The organism is Streptomyces sp. NPDC052687, from assembly GCF_040678395.1.
Taxonomy (GTDB): Bacteria; Actinomycetota; Actinomycetes; order Streptomycetales; family Streptomycetaceae; genus Streptomyces.
Genome location: NZ_JBFATR010000077.1, coordinates 1 through 18,682, shown reverse-complemented (window position 1 = coordinate 18,682; position 18,682 = coordinate 1). Strand labels below are relative to the sequence as shown.

At 72.4% G+C, this 18,682-nt stretch carries 15 protein-coding genes and 2 pseudogenes; 10 read left to right on the top strand and 7 right to left on the bottom strand.

From position 1 onward, the window contains the following. Positions 1-2: 2 nt before the first annotated feature. Positions 3-674 carry a hypothetical protein gene (locus tag AB0K92_RS32385; protein WP_365928848.1) on the bottom strand — a complete coding sequence of 224 codons (672 nt, stop codon included), beginning with the start codon at positions 672-674 and terminating at the stop codon, positions 3-5. 223 nt (positions 675-897) lie between these two features. On the opposite strand from AB0K92_RS32385, the gene AB0K92_RS32380 reads away from it, so the two are divergent. Both AB0K92_RS32380 and AB0K92_RS32375 read left to right on the top strand, forming a co-directional pair. After that, positions 898-1,554, top strand: a complete 657-nt coding sequence (locus AB0K92_RS32380; RefSeq protein ID WP_166003381.1) for a helix-turn-helix transcriptional regulator — start codon at positions 898-900, stop codon at positions 1,552-1,554. Between the two features lie 256 nt (positions 1,555-1,810). Next, positions 1,811-2,038: pseudogene (locus tag AB0K92_RS32375) on the top strand (hypothetical protein); the annotation flags it as partial. A gap of 148 nt (positions 2,039-2,186) precedes the next feature. On the opposite strand, the gene AB0K92_RS32370 reads toward AB0K92_RS32375, so the two are convergent. Next, on the bottom strand, positions 2,187-2,861 hold the full coding sequence (locus AB0K92_RS32370) for a 4'-phosphopantetheinyl transferase superfamily protein (RefSeq protein WP_365928847.1): 675 nt from the start codon (positions 2,859-2,861) through the stop codon (positions 2,187-2,189). A gap of 4 nt (positions 2,862-2,865) precedes the next feature. After that, positions 2,866-3,717 carry a metallophosphoesterase gene (locus AB0K92_RS32365; protein ID WP_365928846.1) on the bottom strand — a complete coding sequence of 284 codons (852 nt, stop codon included), beginning with the start codon at positions 3,715-3,717 and terminating at the stop codon, positions 2,866-2,868. Positions 3,718-4,052: 335 nt separating this feature from the next. On the opposite strand from AB0K92_RS32365, the gene AB0K92_RS32360 reads away from it, so the two are divergent. Continuing rightward, positions 4,053-5,168, top strand: coding sequence for an ATP-grasp domain-containing protein (locus AB0K92_RS32360; RefSeq protein WP_365928845.1), 1,116 nt, complete (start codon positions 4,053-4,055; stop codon positions 5,166-5,168). 28 nt (positions 5,169-5,196) lie between these two features. On the opposite strand, the gene AB0K92_RS32355 is transcribed toward AB0K92_RS32360, so the two are convergent. The 3 genes from AB0K92_RS32355 to AB0K92_RS32345 all read right to left on the bottom strand — a co-directional run bounded on the left by AB0K92_RS32355 (position 5,197) and on the right by AB0K92_RS32345 (position 8,283). Further along, positions 5,197-6,138, bottom strand: coding sequence for a CU044_5270 family protein (locus AB0K92_RS32355; protein ID WP_365928844.1), 942 nt, complete (start codon positions 6,136-6,138; stop codon positions 5,197-5,199). After that, complete coding sequence (locus AB0K92_RS32350) at positions 6,131-6,796, bottom strand: RNA polymerase sigma factor (protein ID WP_365928843.1); 666 nt, start codon at positions 6,794-6,796, stop codon at positions 6,131-6,133. Before AB0K92_RS32350 ends, AB0K92_RS32355 begins: the two co-directional genes overlap by 8 nt. Before the next feature lie 140 nt (positions 6,797-6,936). Beyond that, positions 6,937-8,283: a 6-phospho-beta-glucosidase gene (locus tag AB0K92_RS32345; protein WP_365928841.1), complete on the bottom strand. Its 1,347-nt coding sequence runs from the start codon at positions 8,281-8,283 to the stop codon at positions 6,937-6,939. Between the two features lie 161 nt (positions 8,284-8,444). On the opposite strand from AB0K92_RS32345, the gene AB0K92_RS32340 reads away from it, so the two are divergent. Both AB0K92_RS32340 and AB0K92_RS32335 read left to right on the top strand, forming a co-directional pair. Next, on the top strand, positions 8,445-9,296 hold the full coding sequence (locus AB0K92_RS32340) for a hypothetical protein (protein ID WP_365928840.1): 852 nt from the start codon (positions 8,445-8,447) through the stop codon (positions 9,294-9,296). Between the two features lie 208 nt (positions 9,297-9,504). Then, positions 9,505-10,902, top strand: coding sequence for a glycoside hydrolase family 16 protein (locus AB0K92_RS32335; RefSeq protein ID WP_365928839.1), 1,398 nt, complete (start codon positions 9,505-9,507; stop codon positions 10,900-10,902). 78 nt (positions 10,903-10,980) lie between these two features. Here the strand turns inward: AB0K92_RS32335 and AB0K92_RS32330 are convergent, their stop codons facing one another. Beyond that, positions 10,981-11,874 carry an AraC family transcriptional regulator gene (locus AB0K92_RS32330; RefSeq protein ID WP_365928838.1) on the bottom strand — a complete coding sequence of 298 codons (894 nt, stop codon included), beginning with the start codon at positions 11,872-11,874 and terminating at the stop codon, positions 10,981-10,983. A 170-nt stretch (positions 11,875-12,044) separates the two neighbouring features. Between AB0K92_RS32330 and tkt the strand changes: the two genes are divergently transcribed. The 5 genes and pseudogenes from tkt to AB0K92_RS32305 form a co-directional block, all read left to right on the top strand. Then, positions 12,045-14,120, top strand: a complete 2,076-nt coding sequence (gene tkt / locus AB0K92_RS32325) for a transketolase (RefSeq protein ID WP_365928837.1) — start codon at positions 12,045-12,047, stop codon at positions 14,118-14,120. Between the two features lie 18 nt (positions 14,121-14,138). After that, positions 14,139-15,281 (top strand): transaldolase, encoded by a 1,143-nt coding sequence (tal, locus tag AB0K92_RS32320; RefSeq protein WP_365928836.1) that lies wholly within the window; start codon positions 14,139-14,141, stop codon positions 15,279-15,281. Further along, positions 15,282-16,844: a glucose-6-phosphate dehydrogenase gene (gene zwf / locus AB0K92_RS32315; protein WP_166003360.1), complete on the top strand. Its 1,563-nt coding sequence runs from the start codon at positions 15,282-15,284 to the stop codon at positions 16,842-16,844. Then, entirely contained in the window at positions 16,841-17,767 is a 927-nt protein-coding gene (gene opcA / locus AB0K92_RS32310) for a glucose-6-phosphate dehydrogenase assembly protein OpcA (protein WP_365928835.1), read from the top strand. The genes zwf and opcA overlap by 4 nt, the downstream gene beginning before the upstream one ends. A 1-nt stretch (position 17,768) precedes the next feature. Then, a pseudogene (locus AB0K92_RS32305) lies at positions 17,769-18,682 on the top strand (glucose-6-phosphate isomerase); the annotation flags it as partial.

The following is an 18,682-nucleotide window of genomic DNA, read 5'->3' as shown; positions in this document are numbered from 1 at the left end:
GGTCAGGCCTCGGGGGCGGGGACCACGCTGAGGTGGCCCGCCGCGCGGCGGACGCCGGCGCGCCGGCGCGAGGCGGACGCCGCGCGGCGCGGCTGTCGCATCACCAGCGTCAGCCGGGTGTAGCCCAGCCTCTGCAGCGTCCGGGGGGTTTCGCCGACGATACGGCAGTCGGTGGCGCCCCAGCGGGGGTCGGGGTGCAGCAGTGGGCGGATCGCGCCGTCGTGTTCGACGGCCGCGTCGCCCACCGCGCGGATCCAGTGCGGCAGCCCTTGCCGGAAGGCGGCCTCCATGATGGGGTCCTGGGCGATCTCCCGGCGGATCGCCTGGAGCCGGGAGTCCTGCGCGTGCCGCTCCACGGCGTCGGCGAAGTGCGCCAGCATCGGCAGGCACCAGCGCGCCTCGTGCTCCCCGAGGACCGTGCCGGCGTCGGGGTGGAACAGGACGAATCTGAGGAAGTTGTCCCACGGCATGGCCGTCGGATGCGGTCCCACGCCCCGGAAAAGTGACTCGAAGGCGTTGTTGGCCAGGACGACGTCCCATCCCCGGTCGACGACGACCGACGGGAAGGGAACGGTCTGGAGCAGTGCGGCGTAATCCTCCAGGTACGCCTGGGCCTCGGGACACTCGGGTACGGGCCGCAGCTCGGACCGCTGCCCTCCTGCCTGATATGCCATCGGGAGGTCACCCCTCTTGCCTCTGCGGCCTTCACGCGGCGCCTTGATCCTGAGGCCCCGACGCGAGGCGTGTCAACTATCGTGGCATTTCATGCCTGTTGACGGCTGAAATTGGCCACAGTTGTGGCGAGACCTGGATGTGAGTTCGAAGCACCGGCTAATCTCCGGGAAGTTCACGGCAACCAGTTGTGAGAAGCCTGTGAGAGACGTAGGAGACCTGCCGGTGACGGATGGCTACGAGGTTCCGGGCGCCACGGCGACGGCTGTGCTGCCGGCCGTGGTCGCCCGCGTCACCGCGCTCGCCGACCGGCTCGGCGTGCCGCACGCCGAGGTCTTCGACACCGCCCGGCTGTCCGTCGCCTGCGGTGTCCCCGAGCCGGTGGTCAGGGACCTGCTGCGCGGCCGGCCCGCCGGCGAGCCCGATGTGCAGGCGCGCTTCCTCCAGCGGCTGGACCTGCTGCGGCGCACCCGGCTGAAGCCGAACGGCCGCCGGTACACCCAGCAGGAGATCGCCGACGGGGCCGGCATGTCCCGCCAGCAGGCCGGGGCGCTGATCAACGGCGACCGCCGCCCCACCATGGAGCACTGCGACGCCATCCAGCGCTTCTTCCGGGTGCACGCGGGCTTCCTGACGGCCGAGGACCCCGAGGCCCTGGCGGGCGCCCTCCAGCGCACCGAGCAGGAACTGCTGCAGAAGCTGGCCGACCGTGAGCGCGAGGCGGCCGCCGCGGCCGACGACCCGCTGGAGCGGCTGCTGCAGGACCACGGGGTGCGCGGCATCGCCTGGCGCGCGGCCCAACTCCCCACCGACCAGCACCGCGACAAGGTCGCCGAGTGGCTGGACATGCTTCTCGAGAGCGTCAAGCGACCGGACAGCTGATCCCCCGGCACCGCTCGCGGTCGCCATGGCAGTCGCTGACGTCACGTCACATGCGGCGTTCAAACCCGCAGCGGGCGCGATGTCGACCGTTCGGCCCGGCGTAGGGAGGCTTTCCCGGCTCGTACCGCCGTGGTCTCGGCTCCGCTGAGCGGGCGAACCGCGCGGGCGCGAGGCCCGATTGTCAGTGGTGGGCGGCAAGCTGGAGACAGGCCCCGCGCTGTGCGGGGCACGCTGTCGAGACGGGGAGAGCCGACCGATGTCCACTGTCGTACCGACCGACCGCGAGCGCGCCGCCGTCCAGGCCTATCTGCGCCTGCTGCACACCGTGCGGGCGGCCTTCGACGGCGCGACGGGTCCGCACGGGGCGCCCCGGCCGCCCGTCGTGCCGCCCGCCGTGCTCGCCGAGGCGGAACAGGCGCTCGCGGAGGCGGGCCTGAGCGGCAACGAGGAGGCGTTCTTCCGGCTGCTGCACAGCTGGTGCCCGCCGATCGCGGTGGTGCGCGAGGCGTACGGCCCGGCCGGGCACGGTCCCGCCGCGACGCCCGGCCCCGGCTGCTGACCCGCCGGGCGGAAAGCACCGGCGCGGGGGGGGAACGCCAAGGGGGCGTGGGTTCGAGGCGGACCGGTGCGGCTCAGGGGTGGGGCACCGTCACCGCCGTCGCCACCAGCCCCCGGCGCACGGTCCAGCGGCCCTCGAAGTGGCCCACGCGGCGGTCGCCGAGCAGCGGTCCGGGGACGAGGAGTTCGGCGCGGAAAGCGCCGCGGGCGGGGTCCTCGGGGTCGGCGGTGATGTCGATGTCGGCCTCGGAGAAGTCCAGCCACCGCCCGGTGAGCGGGTACCACGCCTTGTAGACGGACTCCTTGGCGCTGAACAGCAGCCGGTCGCCGCGCAGTCCGGGCAGCGCGGTGGCCAGCCGGCGCAGCCGCTCCCGCTCGGCGGGCAGGGCCACGGCGTCGAGCACGCCGTCCGGGAGCGGCGCGTGCGGTTCGGCGTCTATGCCGAGGGAGGCCAGGTCGGTGGCGCGCACCAGCGCGGCGGCGCAGTAACCGTCGCAGTGGGTCATGCTGCCGAGCAGCCCGTCGGGCCACCGCGGCGCGCCCCGTTCGCCGGGCAGGATGGCCTGCGGGGGCACTCCCAGTTTCTCCATGGCGCGGCGGGCGCAGGCGCGCACGGCGGTGAACTCGCGGCGCCGCTTGGCCACGGCGCGCGCCACGAACACCTCTTCCTCGGGGAAGAGCGGGGCGGTCTCACCCGTTCCGTGGGCTTCGACCGCGACGACCGTGCCGGGCAGCAGTTCCTCGATCACCGGCTCAGGCCTCCGTCGGGAGAATGCGGCGCGGCCGGCCCGGCGGTTGCGGGCGCTTGCGCCATTCACGGGGGTATCCCACCGACACCTCCTCGAAGCGGACCCCCTCGTGCACGGTGGTCCGCGGGATGTGCAGATGGCCGTAGACCACGGCCGCGACCGGGAAGCGGCGGTGCCAGTCGGCGGTGAGCCGGGTGCCGCACCACATGGCGAACTCGGGGTACCACAGCACCTCGGTCGGATGGCGCTCCAGCGGCCAGTGGTTGACCAGGACGACCGGCAGGTCATCGGGGAGCGCGGCGAGGCGGGCCTCGGTCGCGGCGACCCGGGCCCGGCACCAGTCGTCGCGGGTCGGGTAGGGGTCGGGGTGGAGCAGGTACTCGTCGTTGCACACGACGCCGGTCTTGTGCGCGTACGACAGTCCCTCCTCCTTGGTCGCGCAGCCCGCGGGGAGGAAGGAGTAGTCGTAGAGAAGGAACAGCGGGGCGACGGCGACGGGGCCGCCGGGGCCCTCCCAGACGGGGTAGGGGTCCTCGGGGGTGACGACGCCGAGGCCGCGGCACATCTCGACCAGGTGCTCGTAGCGGGCGACGCCGCGCAGGGTGACCGGGTCCGAGGGGTGGGTCCACAGCTCGTGGTTGCCGGGGACCCAGACGACCTTGCGGAAGCGTCCGGCGAGGGTCTTCAGGGCCCACTCGATGGAGGAGACCTTCTCGGCGACGTCTCCGGCCACCAGGAGCCAGTCGTCGTCGGTGCCGGGGCGCAGCTTCTCGACCAGCGCCCGGTTGTCCTCGTATCCGATGTGCAGGTCGCTGATGGCCAGCAGCTGCCCGGCACCACCGGCCGTCGATGTCACTGTGGCCCCCTTCGATCACGTGATCACGCGGACGGCACCACGAGAACACACGCGCGCCGCGTCGGGCAAGGGTGACCCGCCCGCTCGGCGCGCCCCGCCGGCGGGGCGGGGAAAGGAGAGGCGGGCGGGTCTGTCGGGATCCGTGATCCCGGTGTGCGTGATCGGACGATCCTTAACGCGCGCGTTGCACGCGACGGCTCCGGAAAGCCGTATGATCTGCCCCAACACCACCGTCTCAACCCCCTTTCCGGGGGCGGTTTGGTGTCCCTCCCTTCATCCCTCTGGCCGGGCCGGCCGTGCTCCGCCGTGCCCGCGAACCGTGAAAGGCGGCCTGCATGGTCTCTCGCGTACGCGTCTGGCTGAACCGCACGTACGCGGAGAACGTGTTCTTCATGGATCAGCTGCGCCGAAATCCCAGCGACCGGGCGGTGGAGATCCACGCGACCCACGCGGATCCGGACTCGCCGGTGCTGGCCGCCGCCGACACCGCGGAGCTGGAGCCCGAGGGCCTGTCCCCGGCGGCGTACGTGGAGTTCGCCCTCGATCTGTGCGCGCGGCGCGGGATCGACGTGTTCGTGCCGCGGTTGCACCAGGCGGCGATCGTGGCGCACCGCGCCGAGTTCGAGGCGGTCGGCACGGCGCTGCTGGCGCCGCCTCCCCAGGCGGTGGCCGTCTTCGAGGACAAGGTGATCGCCTACGAGGCCGTGCAGGCCGTCGGAGTGCCGGTGCCGCCGTGGTGGCGGGTCCGTGACGCCGACGAACTCGTCGCCGCCGTCGACGAGTTGGAGGCGGCCGGGCACAAGGCGTGCTTCAAGCCGGTGTCCGGTGCGGGCGGGGTGGGCTTCCGCGTCGTAACGCGCGCCCCCTTCTCGCTCGTTCACCTCAGCGGGTTCCCGAGCCCTTACGTCCCGCTCGACCTGGTGGTGGAGGCGATGCGGCAGGCGGAGGAGCCGGTCGACTGGCTGGTGATGCCCCGTCTGGAACAGCCGGAGGTGTCGGTGGACTGCCTGACCGGTCCGGACAACCGGGTGCGGCTGGCGGTGGGCCGCACGAAGAACGGCCGCCGGCGCGGGTTCACCCTGCACGAGCAGTGGCTGGAGCCGGCGCGGCTGATCGCCGAGGGGTTCGGGCTGCACTATCTGTCCAACATCCAGTTCCGGATGTTCGGCGACCGTCCGGTGCTGATGGATGTGAACACGCGGCCCGCGGGCGGGCTGCACCAGCTGTCGCTGTGCGGGGTGAACGCGCCGTGGGCCGCGGTGCGGATGGCGCTCGGGGACGACCCCGGCGAGATCACCCCGCCGTTCCTCGGGCAGGACTACACGGTGGTGGCGGGACCCCGGCTGCTGCGGCCGCTCTCGCTGCCGCAGCAGCGGGCGGACGAGACGGTGCCGCTGCCGGCGGTGCCCGCTCCCGCCGGGGCGGCCTCGGCCGAGGCGCTGCCGCTGTGACCGGGGCGCCCGCCGGGAGGAGGACTGCTCAGCGGCGCTGCCCGATGCGGTCGACCACCTGGAGCTCCTCCAGCGACCGGGTCTCGTAGTACCAGCCGGTCTGGATCCACTTGCCGTCGGCCTTCTCCGGCACGCTGCCCTTGGTGCGCAGCCCCAGGTAGTCGTACGTGGTCCGGTCGAAGAGGAACGTGAACTCCGTGTCGGGGTAGGAGACTCCGACGGCTTCGCGGCCGGCCCCGTCCACGGCGTCGTGGTCGAGGCGGATGCGGGGCAGCTTGGACAGCGCTTCGAAGGTGGCGGCCTGGAGGCCGGGGGGCATCACGCGCGGGCCCTTCAGGAGCATGCAGCCCTCGAAGAACACGTGCATGTCCGACTCGGGGCTCGCCTTGTCGCCGAGTCGGAGCACGTCCAGGAGCTTGTCCGGGTCGGTCGGCATCTTCTGCAGCCCGCTGTAGACGGTGGGGGGCCAGATCACCTCGTGCTCGCCGAGCGGGGGATCGCGGTGGACCTTCCCGTGGTCCTCGCGCAGGGACGGCTTGGACCCGTCCACCGACAGCCAGCTCTCGTCGGTCCACGTCCTGGTCCGGCCGGTCTCCAGCGGCGTCCGCCTGATGTGGGTCCGCGTGTAGAAGTACTGGTCGTCGCGCGGCACGGGGAGGTCGCTGCCCAGGGCGCGGGTCCGCGCGGCGGCCCGCCGCAGCACGTCCTGGGCGCTGACCGGTTCCAGGGCGGGTGTGCGCGCGGAGCCGGCATCCCGCGTCATGACGACGCCGGCGCCCACCGCGGCGGCGGCCGCGCCCCCCAGCGCGGCCCGGAACACCAGGCGCCGGCTCAGCGGGCGGACCGGGGCGGCGGCGCGGTCCTCCGCGGCCACCGCGGCGAGGAGTCGGGTCCGGGCGGCGGCGCGGGCCTCGTCGGACAGTCCGCCGCCGTCGGCGTCCCACGCGCGCACCCTGGTCAGTTCATCCATGGTCGGTCTCCTTGCGGGAAGCGGTGGAGGGAGTGAGGTCCGGGCCGGGAGTGCGGTCCGGGCCGCCGAGCGACCTCCGCAGCCGGGTGCGGGCCCGGTGCAGCCGGGAGCGGACCGTGCCGACGGGCAGGCCCAGGGCCCGTGCCGCCTCCGCGTAGTCGAGTTGGCCCCAGGCGATCACCAGCAGCACGTCCCGGTAGCGGGCGGGCAGCGCGGCGAGGGCGGCGGCCAGGGCGCCGTCCGCCACGGCGCCGCCGAGCCGGCCGGTGACCCCGTCCTCCGGGCGATCGTGTTCCGGGCCGGGTGCCAGGGACGCCAGGCGGGACAGGGCCTTGAGCCGGCGCGCCTCGTCCCTGCGGTGCCGGCCGACCAGGTTGGTGGCGATGCCGTACAGCCAGGGCCGGGCGTGTCCGTGGGCCGGGTCGTAGCGCCGGCGCCGCTGGAAGGCGATGACGAACGTCTCCGCCGTCAGGTCGTCCGCGGTGTCGGAGCCCAGGCGTCGGGCGATGTAGCGGTGGATGTCGTCGGCGTAGCGGTCGAAGATCGCGGCGAACGCCTCGGGTGTCTCCAGGGACCTTTCGATGATCGAGTTGTCGGAGCTGCCGGTCCGGTCCGCTGCCCTGGCCTGAGCGGTACGGGTGTCCGGCAGGAGCGTCACGTCCTGCCTCTGTGCTGCATGTCCTGCCTTCTGAGGAGCCGTGGGATGGTCTCCTGCTGTTCGCCGATGCCCGGCGCGGAGTTCCACACAGCGATGTGACGTGCGCCACACCCTTCAGAGGCGGGGGCCGGCGCGGGGCGTCAGCGCCGGGCGAGGTAGGCGAGGCCGGGGTGGACGGCTGTGTAGGCGTCGACGAGGCGGCGGGCCACGGTCACCGAGTCGACGAGCGGGTGCAGGGCGAACGCCTTGACGGCGGTGGCGCGGGAGCCGGTCTCGGCGGCGGTCAGGATCTCCCGTTCGACCGCCTTGACCGAGCAGACCAGTGCGGTGGCGTGGCCGGGCAGCGGGTCGACGGCGACCGGGTGGGCGCCGTTCGCGTCGACCAGGCAGGGCACCTCGATCACCGCGTCGGCGTCGAGCGCGGAGAGGGTGGAGCGGTTGCGGACGTTGAGGATGAGCGTGGTGCGCTCGTCGCGGGCGATCGCCCGCATCAGGGCGAGGGCGACCTTCTCGTAGCCGCCGGACAGGTCGTCGGCGTCGCGCTCGCCGGCCCCGGCGGCCTCCCGGTTCTCCGCCATGTAGGTGGCCTCGCGTTCGGCGCGGGTGCGGTCCCAGGCGGCCAGCGCGGAGACGGCCGGGTCGCCGGCCTCGGCGTAGAAGCGGGCCTGCTGGTCGCGCAGGAAGGCGCCGCGGGTGCGCTCGGCCTCCTGGTAGGCGCGCACGGCCTCGCGGTTGAAGTAGTAGTAGTGCAGGTACTCGTTGGGGATCGCGCCCAGCGCCCGCAGCCAGTCGGCGCCGAACAGCTTGCCCTCCTCGAAGGAGCCGAGCAGCGCCGGGTCGGCCAGCAGCCGCGGCAGTTCGTCGCGGCCGCCCACCCGCAGGCCGCGCACCCAGCCGAGGTGGTTGAGGCCGACGTAGTCGATCCACGCCTCGGCCGGGTCGGTGACGCCGAGGACGCGGGCGATACGGCGGCCGAGGCCGACCGGTGAGTCACAGATGCCGATGACGCGGTCGCCGAGCGCCCGGGACATGGCCTCGGTGACCAGGCCGGCCGGGTTGGTGAAGTTGATGACCCACGCGTCCGGCGCGAGGCGGGCGACGCGGTGGGCGATGTCCACCGCGACGGGGACCGTCCGCAGACCGTAGGCGATGCCTCCGGCGCCGACCGTCTCCTGGCCGAGCACCCCTTCCGCGAGGGCGACCCGCTCGTCGTGCGCGCGCCCCTCCAGGCCGCCGACGCGGATCGCGGAGAAGACGAAGTCGGCGCCGCGCAGGGCGTCGTCGAGGTCGGTGGTGGCGGTGACCGCGGGGGCGTCCGGGACGTCGGCGGCCTGTTCCGCCAGCACCCGGGAGACCGCGCGCAGCCGGCCGGCGTCGGTGTCCTGGAGGACGACCTGAGTCACCCGTCCCTCGCCCCGGTCCCCGAGAAGCGCCCCGTACACCAGCGGCACCCGGAATCCGCCGCCGCCCAGAATCGTCAGCCTCACGCCGCTCCCGCCTTCTTCGCACCTGCCGGCCGGGCCCACCTGCCGCGCCCGGCACGGTGTGCACAGTACTCGCCGGGTCCCGCCGCGCCCGCCACGGTGACCGGCGGGCCGGTCCGTGGTTCGATGCGAGACGCCATCTCCCACGCTCGGACAGGAGTCTGATGAGACGTCAACTGTGCACCCTGGCCGCCGTCACCGCCGCGCTCGCCCTGGGCGCGGGCACCGCCTCCGCCGCGGGCGCGCCGGCCTGGACGGAGACCGCGACGGCGTACACCGACACCCTCGGCGGCGGCCAGGGGCTCGCCAGCCACGCGGACGGCTCCCTGCTGTACCGGGGGCTCGCCGACATCCCGCTGGGCCTGCGGCTGAAGGGCTGGAACCACGTCGGGGACCCGGACATCGCGCGCGGCCATGTCGTGGACGCCTACCAGGGCGCCGACACGGCCACGTCGAAGATGTTCGCGGTGACCACCCCGGCCGGGAAGCGCTACGAGTACGTCCATCCGCTGAGCCAGGGCGAGAAGGTGAACAACTCCTTCGCCGCCGTCTCGCCCGACGCGCGGTGGCTGGTGGCCGGCGAGTGGGGCGAGCAGCACCGGCTCCAGGTGTTCCCCGCCCCGCTGCTCAACCCGAGCACCCCGGCGGCCGGCGGCACGCTGCCGAAGGCCGGGCAGATCACGCTGGACCGGCCGGTGCGGGACATCCAGGGCTGCGACTTCGTGACCGCCACCCGTCTGGTGTGCGCCTCCAACGACGCCACCCGCACCCACTTCCCCGAGGCGCGTCCGCTGCTCCAGGTCGATCTGGAGCGCGCGCTGGACGGCGCGCCCGTCGCCGGGACGGTCACCAGCCTGTTCGCCGTGCCGCAGCGCAGCGCGTGCGCGGGTGACGCCTACGAGACGGAAGGCGTCGACTACGACACCGGCAGCGGCACGCTCCGGGTGCAGATGATCCAGCCCGGAGTGTGCGCGGTGGCGACGACCGTGTACGCGTACCGGCAGACCGGCGGCTGACCCGTCCCCGTTTGCCCCCTTCGGGAGAGTGCGCTCCCCCTTCAGGGAGTGAACTCCCCTGACGGGCAAGGACTTTCTCGGTTTCACCTCTTGACGCCGACGGTGGCGGCGAGCACATTGGGCGCACTCTGAGAGCGCTCTCAGCCCCACTGGGGCGCTCTCGGCGCACACCCGCGCATCCACTTCCGTACCCGAGAGGCACCCCCACATGAGTGCAACCTCCGGCACCCCGCACAGACGGTTCCCGCTGCGGCGGGCGCTGACCGCCGTCGCCGGCGTCCTGAGCCTGGCGGCGGCCGCGGCGACGGTCACCGCGCCCTCCGCGACGGCGGCGGCCCCACCGCCCCCGTCCGGCTGGACGCAGGTCTTCGCCGACGACTTCGACGGCCCCGCGGGCAGCGGCGTGAACACCGCCAACTGGCAGTACGCGACCGGCACCGGCTACCCGGGCGGCCCCGCCAACTGGGGCACCGGCGAGATCGAGACGATGACGTCCAGCCGGGACAACGTCTCCCTCGACGGCAACGGCAACCTGCGCATCACGCCGCGCCGGGACGCCTCCGGCCGCTGGACCTCCGGCCGGATCGAGACCAACCGCGCCGACTTCCAGCCCCCGGCGAACGGCACGCTGCGCGTCGAGGCGCGCATCCAGGTGCCGAACGTCACCGGCGCCGCCGCCAAGGGTTACTGGCCCGCGTTCTGGATGCTGGGCGCGCCGTACCGGGGCAACTACTGGAACTGGCCCGCGGTCGGCGAGCTGGACATCATGGAGAACACCCAGGGCCTGAACACCGTGTGGGCCACGATGCACTGCGGCACCTCGCCGGGCGGCCCGTGCAACGAGACCAGCGGCATCGGCGGCTCCACCACGTGTCCCGGCACCACCTGCCAGGCCGGCTTCCACACGTACCGCATGGAGTGGGACCGCTCGACCAGCGTGGAGGAGATCCGCTTCTACGTCGACGGCGTCAACTACCACACCGTGCGCGAGAACCAGGTGGACGCGACGACCTGGGCCAACGCCACCGACCACGGCTTCTTCATCATTCTCAACGTGGCGATGGGCGGCGGCTTCCCCGACGCCTTCGGCGGCGGTCCGGACGCGGGCACGGTCCCCGGGCACTCGATGGTCGTCGACTACGTGCAGGTGCTGTCGTCCGGCGGGGGCGGTACCACTCCCCCGCCGACCGGAAACCGTGACGCCTACAGCACCATCCAGGCCGAGTCGTTCGACGGCCAGTCCGGTGTGATCACCGAGTCCACCTCCGACACCGGCGGCGGCCAGAACATCGGCGCCGTCGCCAACGGGGACTGGACGGTCTACCGGGGCGTCAACTTCGGTTCCACGCCCGCCCGTCAGTTCGTCGCCCGGGTCGCGAGCGGGGCGGCCTCCGGGGTGAGCGGCCTGGTCGAGGTGCGGCTGGACAGCCGGAGCAACCCGCCGATCGGCAGCTTCGCGGTCGGCAACACGGGCGGCTGGCAGTCGTGGCGCACCATCCCGGCGAACATCTCCTCGGTCACCGGCACGCACGACGTGTATCTGACGTTCACCAGCGGACAGCCCGCGGACTTCGTGAACGTGAACTGGTTCCACTTCGGCCGCTGACGGCGGCCGGCCTCCCCGGAAAAGGGGCTCCACGCGCGCGTGGAGCCCCTTTTCGCGTCGTCGGCGCCCGTCCTGCGGTCATCTCAGCTCCGCGCGGAACGCCGCCGGCGTCATGTCCGTGTGCTGGTGGAAGAACTTGGAGAAGTTCGCCGCGTCGGGGAAGCCGACCGCGGCGCCCACCCGGCCGATGGGCAGGTCGGTGTGGGCGAGCAGGCGCTTGGCCTCCAGCACCACCCGCTTGTCGATGAAGGCCTTCGGCGTCTCGCCGGTCGCGGCGCGCACCGCGCGGACGAGGGTGCGGCGGGAGTAGCCGAGCGCGTCGGCGTAGGCGCTGACGCTGTGGTTGGTGGCGAAGCCCGCCTCGACGGCGTCCCGGAAGAGGGTGAACGTGGTGTCGGTGTGCTGCGGGGACGGCTCCACGGAGCCGGCCGCGAGATGGGCGAGGCGCAGCAGGAACGCGGTGAGGGAGTGGCGCAGTACGGCGGTGTGCAGGCCGAGGGGGAGGGTGGCGGTGTCCTCGTACTCGCGGCGCAGCTGGGCGAGGGAGGCCTGCAGGGCGGCGAGTCGTGGCGGGTCGGGGTGGAGCAGGGGCGGCAGGTCGTAGCGGTACAGGCCGGTGGCCTCGACGGTGGCGCGGGGCAGGAAACCGGGCTGCATGGTGAGGACGGTTCCGCGGTACTCGCTCGTGGTCGTGAAACGGTGCACCTGTCCCGGGCGGATCCACAGCACGTCGCCGGCCGTCGCCTCGTACTCGGTGAAGTCGATCATGTGGCGTACGGGGCCGGCAGCGAAGACCATCACGACGTGGAAGTCGATGCGGTGGACGCGGCCGCGCGGTGCCTCGGAGTGCCAGGTGTGGCCGGTGCCCATCGGGCCGACCTGCATGCCGACGCCGCTGATGCTGCGGTCGGCGGGGAAGGCGAAGGTCCTGATGCCGTCGTCGTCGCCGTCGTGCCGGGTTCTGTCCGCCATGTCGTTCTTGTGCCGCCTCGGTCGCGCGCTGTGCCGTCTGGGTGTCCCACTTTCACCACAGGCTGACACACCCGGACCTTCCTGCGAAAAAGTCAGACTTTTAGAGTCGAACGCGGCTGACCAGCGAATACAAGCGGATTCAATGACTTTTTGAAGGGGACTGCGATCAGATGAGCACGCAGACAACCGACGGCCTCGAGTGGACCGACCTGGACCGGCGTGCCGTCGACACCGCGCGCCTGCTGGCGGCCGACGCCGTGCAGCGGGTCGGGAACGGCCACCCGGGCACCGCCATGAGCCTCGCCCCCGCCGCGTACACGATCTTTCAGAAGCTGATGCGGCACGACCCCGCCGACCCCGAGTGGACGGGCCGTGACCGCTTCGTCCTCTCCCCCGGCCACACCTCGCTGACGCTCTACACCCAGCTGTACCTGGCCGGGTACGAGGTGTCCCTGGACGACCTGAAGGCCTTCCGCACCCACGGCTCGAAGACGCCCGGCCACCCCGAGTACGGGCACACCGCCGGGGTGGAGACCACGACCGGCCCGCTCGGCCAGGGCGTGGCCAACGCCGTAGGGATGGCGATGGCCGCCCGCTACGAGCGCGGCCTGTTCGACCCGGACGCCCCGGCCGGCGAGTCGCCGTTCGACCACACCATCTGGGCGATCGTCTCCGACGGTGACCTGCAGGAGGGCGTGTCCGCCGAGGCCTCCTCGTTCGCCGGGCACCAGAAGCTGGGCAACCTGGTCTTCCTCTACGACGACAACCACATCTCGATCGAGGGCGACACCGCGACCGCGTTCTCCGAGGACGTGCTGAAGCGGTACGAGGCCTACGGCTGGCACACCCAGCGGATCGAGCCCGCCGAGGACGGCGACATCGACGTGCACGCCCTGTACGCGGCGCTGACGGCGGCGCGGGCCGAGACCGGGCGGCCGTCCCTCATCGCGATGCGCACGATCATCGCCTGGCCCGCGCCGAACGCGCGGAACACCGAGGCCGCGCACGGCTCCGCGCTGGGCGAGGCGGAGGTCGCCGCCACCAAGCGGCTCCTCGGCTTCGACCCGGAGAAGACCTTCGAGGTCGCCGACGAGGTGCTGGCCCACACCCGCCGGGCGCTGGACCGCGGCGCCGAGACGCACGCCGCCTGGGACAAGCGGATCGCCGCCTGGCGCGACGCCCACCCCGAGCGCGCCGCCGAGTTCGACCGGATCAGCAAGGGCGAGCTGCCCGCGGGCTGGGAGGAGCGGCTGCCGGTCTTCGAGCCGGGCAAGTCCGTCGCCACGCGTGCCGCGTCCGGGAAGGTGCTCCAGGCGCTGGGCGAGGTCATCCCCGAGCTGTGGGGCGGCTCCGCCGACCTCGCGGGCTCCAACAACACCACCATCGACAAGACCAGCTCCTTCCTCCCGGAGGGCAACCCGCTGCCGGAGGCGGACCCGTACGGCCGCACGATCCACTTCGGCATCCGCGAGTTCTCGATGGCCGCGGAGATGAACGGCATCGCGCTGCACGGCAACACCCGCGTCTACGGCGGTACGTTCCTGGTGTTCTCCGACTACATGCGCAACGCGGTACGCATGTCCGCGCTGATGCAGCTGCCGGTGACGTACGTGTGGACGCACGACTCCATCGGTCTCGGCGAGGACGGGCCGACCCACCAGCCGGTCGAGCACCTGGCCGCGCTGCGCGCCATCCCCGGTCTGAACGTGGTCCGCCCGGCCGACGCCAACGAGACCGCCATCGCCTGGCGCGAGATCCTGCGCCGGCACGCCACCGATCCCGCCCCGCACGGGCTCGCCCTCACCCGTCAGGGCGTACCGACGTACGAGCCCCACGAGGAGGCGGCCCGCGGCGGCTACGTGCTGCGCGAGGCCGACGGCGGCGAGCCGCGGGTGATCCTCATCGCCACCGGCTCCGAGGTGCGGCTCGCCGTCGAGGCGCGCGAGCGGCTGCAGGCCTCCGGTGTGCCGACGCGGGTGGTGTCGATGCCGTGCGTGGAGTGGTTCGAGGAGCAGGACCGGGGCTACCGCGACAGCGTCCTTCCGCCGTCCGTGCGGGCTCGTGTCGCGGTGGAAGCCGGGGTGGGCCTGACGTGGTACCGGTTCACAGGTGACGCAGGACGCATCGTCTCCCTCGAACACTTCGGTGCCTCCGCCGACGCCGAGACCCTGTTCGCCGCCTACGGCTTCACCGCCGACCACGTCGTCGCCGCCGCCCGGGAATCCCTGGCCGCCGCACGCGGTTGATCCGACCGCAGAAAGAAGATGATCACAGTGACCGAAGCAACCGCGAGTGCGGGAGCCCTCAAGCGCCTGTCCGAGCAGGGCGTGTCGATCTGGCTGGACGACCTGTCCCGCGGCCGGATCGCGTCCGGCAACCTCGCCGAACTCGTGGAGACGAGCCATGTGGTGGGCGTGACCACCAACCCGTCCATCTTCCAGGCCGCCATCGGCTCCGGCGCCGGGTACGAGGAGCAGCTGGCGGAGCTGGCCGTGAGGGGGGTGACGGTCGACGAGGCCGTGCGGATGATGACGACCGCCGACGTACGGGCCGCCGCCGACGTCCTGGAGCCCGTGTACCGGGCCACCGGCGGCCGGGACGGGCGGGTCTCCATCGAGGTCGACCCGCGCCTCGCGCACGACACCGGGGCGACCGTCGCCGAGGCCAAGCAGCTGGCCTGGCTGGTCGACCGCCCCAACGTGATGATCAAGATCCCGGCGACGAGGGCCGGTCTGCCCGCGATCACCGAGGTCGTCGCCCAGGGCATCAGCGTCAACGTCACGCTGATCTTCTCGCTGGAGCGCTACCGGGAGGTCATGGACGCCTACCTCGCGGGCCTGGAGAAGGCGCAGCGGGCGGGCCGCGACCTGAGCACCATCCACTCCGTGGCCTCCTTCTTCGTCTCCCGCGTCGACAGCGAGATCGACAAGCGGCTGACCGTCCTCGGCACCGAGGAGGCGCTCGCCCTGAAGGGCCGGGCGGCGCTCGCCAACGCGCGGCTGGCCTACGCCGCGTACGAGGAGGTCTTCGGCGGCGACCGCTGGCTGGCCCTGGCCGGCGCGAAGGCCAACAAGCAGCGCCCGCTGTGGGCGTCGACGGGGGTGAAGGACCCGGCGTACAAGGACACTCTGTACGTCGACGAACTGGTCGCCCCCGGCACGGTCAACACCATGCCCGAGGCCACCCTGGACGCGGTCCGCGACCACGGCGAGATCACCGGCGACACGGTCACCGGCGGCTACGCCCAGGCCCGCGCCGACCTCGCGGCCGTGGAGCGGCTGGGCATCTCCTACGACGAGATCGTCCAGCAGCTGGAGGACGAGGGAGTCGCCAAGTTCGAGACCGCGTGGCAGGACCTGCTGGACGCGGTGACGAAGTCCCTGCTGAGCAAGGGAGCTGACGCGTAAATGAGCCAGAAGCCGCTCGAAGCGCCGGCCGCACCGGCGGCCGGCTGGACCAACCCGCTGCGTGATGTGCGCGACCGCCGGCTGCCGCGGATCGCGGGCCCGTCCGGGCTCGTCATCTTCGGTGTCACCGGCGACCTGTCCCGCAAGAAGCTGATGCCGGCCGTCTACGACCTGGCCAACCGCGGCCTGCTGCCGCCGGGCTTCTCCCTCGTCGGGTTCGCCCGCCGGGACTGGGAGAACCAGGACTTCGCCGAGGTGGTGCACGACGCGGTGCGCGAGCACTCCCGCACCCCGTTCCGCGAGGAGGTCTGGCAGCAGCTCGCCGAGGGCATGCGGTTCATCCCCGGCGACTTCGACGACGACGAGGCGTTCGAGCAGCTGCGCAAGTCGGTGGAGGAGCTGGACGCCTCCCGCGGCACCAGCGGCAACTACGCCTTCTATCTCTCCGTACCGCCGAAGTTCTTCCCGAAGGTCGTGCAGCAGCTGAAGAAGCACGGTCTGGCGGACGCCCCGGAGGGCTCCTGGCGGCGCGCGGTCATCGAGAAGCCGTTCGGTCACGACCTGAAGAGCGCCTGCGAGCTGAACGCGATCGTGCACGACGTGTTCGAGCCGGACCAGGTCTTCCGGATCGACCACTACCTGGGCAAGGAGACCGTCCAGAACATCCTGGCGCTGCGCTTCGCCAACCAGATGTTCGAACCGATCTGGAACCGGTCGTACGTCGACCACGTGCAGATCACGATGGCCGAGGACATCGGCATCGGCGGCCGGGCCGGCTACTACGACGGCATCGGCTCGGCACGTGACGTCATCCAGAACCACCTGCTGCAGCTGATGGCGCTCACCGCCATGGAGGAACCGGCCGCGTTCGACGCCGAGTCGCTGCTCACCGAGAAGCTGAAGGTGCTGAAGGCCGTCCGCCTCCCGGAGGACCTGGGCCGGCACACCGTGCGCGGACAGTACGCGCCGGCGTGGCAGGGCGGCGCGAAGGTGCGCGGCTACCTGGAGGAGGACGGCATCGACCCCGACTCCACCACCGACACCTACGCGGCGGTCAAGCTCGGCGTCGACAACCGCCGCTGGGCGGGCGTCCCGTTCTACCTGCGCACCGGCAAGCGGCTCGGCCGGCGGGTGACGGAGATCGCGGTCGTCTTCCAGCGGGCCCCGCACTCCCCCTTCGACGCGACGGCCACCGAGGAGCTGGGCCAGAACGCCATCGTCATCCGCGTCCAGCCCGACGAGGGCGTCACGGTCCGCTTCGGCTCCAAGGTGCCGGGCACCTCGATGGAGATCCGGGACGTGACGATGGACTTCGCCTACGGCGAGTCCTTCACCGAGTCCAGCCCGGAGGCCTACGAGCGGCTGATCCTGGACGTGCTGCTCGGCGACGCCAACCTGTTCCCCCGTCACCAGGAAGTGGAAGAGTCCTGGAGGATCCTCGACCCGATCGAGGAGTACTGGGCCACGCACGGCAGGCCCGCCCAGTACGCGTCGGGCAGCTGGGGACCGAAGGAAGCCGACGAGATGCTCGCACGAGACGGACGGAGCTGGCGCAGGCCATGAAGATCGACCTGACCGACACCACGGCAAGCAAGATCAACAAGGCGCTCGTGCAGGGCCGCCGCGCCATCGGCACCCCGGCCGTCGGCATGGTCCTCACGATGGTGATCGTCACGGACGAGGAGAACGCCTACGACTCCATCAAGGCGGCCGAGCAGGCCTCCCACGAGCATCCCTCGCGCACCCTGGTCGTGATCAAGCGGCACGCCCGCACCCCGCGCGAGCGCACCCGGTCCCGGCTGGACGCCGAGGTCCGGGTCGGCTCGGAGGCCGGCACCGGCGAGACCGTCGTGCTGCGCACCTACGGCGAGGTGTCCGACCACGCCGACTCGGTGGTGCTGCCGCTGCTGCTGCCCGACGCGCCCGTGGTCGTGTGGTGGCCGGTGGACGCGCCCGAGGTGCCCGCCAAGGACCCGCTGGGCGCGCTGGCCCAGCGCAGGATCACCGACATGTACGCCGTCGAGCGGCCCCTGAAGGCCCTGGAGGCCCGCGCCCGCTCGTACGCGCCCGGCGACACCGACCTCGCCTGGACCCGGCTCACCCCGTGGCGGTCCATGCTGGCCGCCGCCCTCGACCAGGCCCGGCTGCCCATCACCTCGGCGGCCGTGGAGAGCGAGGCCGACAACCCCAGCGCCGAGCTGCTGGCCCGCTGGCTGGAGGCCCGGCTGCATGTGACGGTCGAGCGGGTGGAGACCGCCGGTCCGGTCGTCACCGGGGTCCGGCTCGGCACCGAGAAGGGCGAGATCGTCATCGACCGGCCCGAGGGCCCGCTCGCCACCCTGACCCTGCCGGGCCAGCCGCCGCGCACCCTCGCCCTGAAGGTGCGCCCCACTTCCGAACTCATCGCCGAGGAGCTGCGGCGCCTCGACGCGGACGAGATGTACGCCGTCGCCCTGCGCGGCGAGGACACCGAGGAGAACGCCTGAGATGTCCGAATCCACCCGGCTCACCCGGCGTCCCGAGTGGACGGCCCTGGAGGACCACCGCGCCGCCTGGCAGGCGCATCTGCGCGAGCTGTTCGCCGACGACCCGGACCGCGCCGAGCGGTATGTGGTGCGCGTCGGTGACCTGCGCATCGACTACTCCAAGCACCTGATCACCGACGAGACCCTGCGGCTGCTGCGCGAACTGGCCGCCGCCACCGATGTCTTCGGGCTGCGGGACGCCATGTTCCGCGGCGAGAAGATCAACACGACGGAGCAGCGGGCGGTGCTGCACACCGCGCTGCGCGCGCCGCGCGACGCGGTGATCGAGGTCGACGGCGAGAACGTCGTGCCCGGTGTGCACGCGGTGCTCGACAAGATGGCCGCGTTCGCCGAGCGGGTCCGCTCGGGTGAGTGGACGGGTCACACGGGCAAGCGGATCCGCAACGTCGTCAACATCGGCATCGGCGGCTCCGATCTCGGGCCCGCGATGGCGTACGACGCGCTGCGTCCGTACGGGGCACGCGAGTTGACGGTCCGTTTCGTGTCCAACGTGGACGGCTCCGACCTGCACGAGGCCACCCGCGACCTGGACCCGGCCGAGACGCTGTTCATCGTCGCCTCGAAGACCTTCACCACCATCGAGACGGTCACCAACGCCACCTCGGCCCGCGACTGGCTGCTGAACGGACCGGCCGGGCTCGGCGACGAGAAGGCGGTGGCCCGGCACTTCGTCGCCCTGTCGACGAACGCGGACAAGGTCACCGAGTTCGGCATCGACCCGGACAACATGTTCGAGTTCTGGGACTGGGTCGGCGGCCGGTACTCCTTCGACTCGGCGATCGGTCTGTCGCTGATGATCGCCATCGGCCCGGACCGCTTCCGGGAGATGCTGGACGGCTTCCGCACGGTCGACGA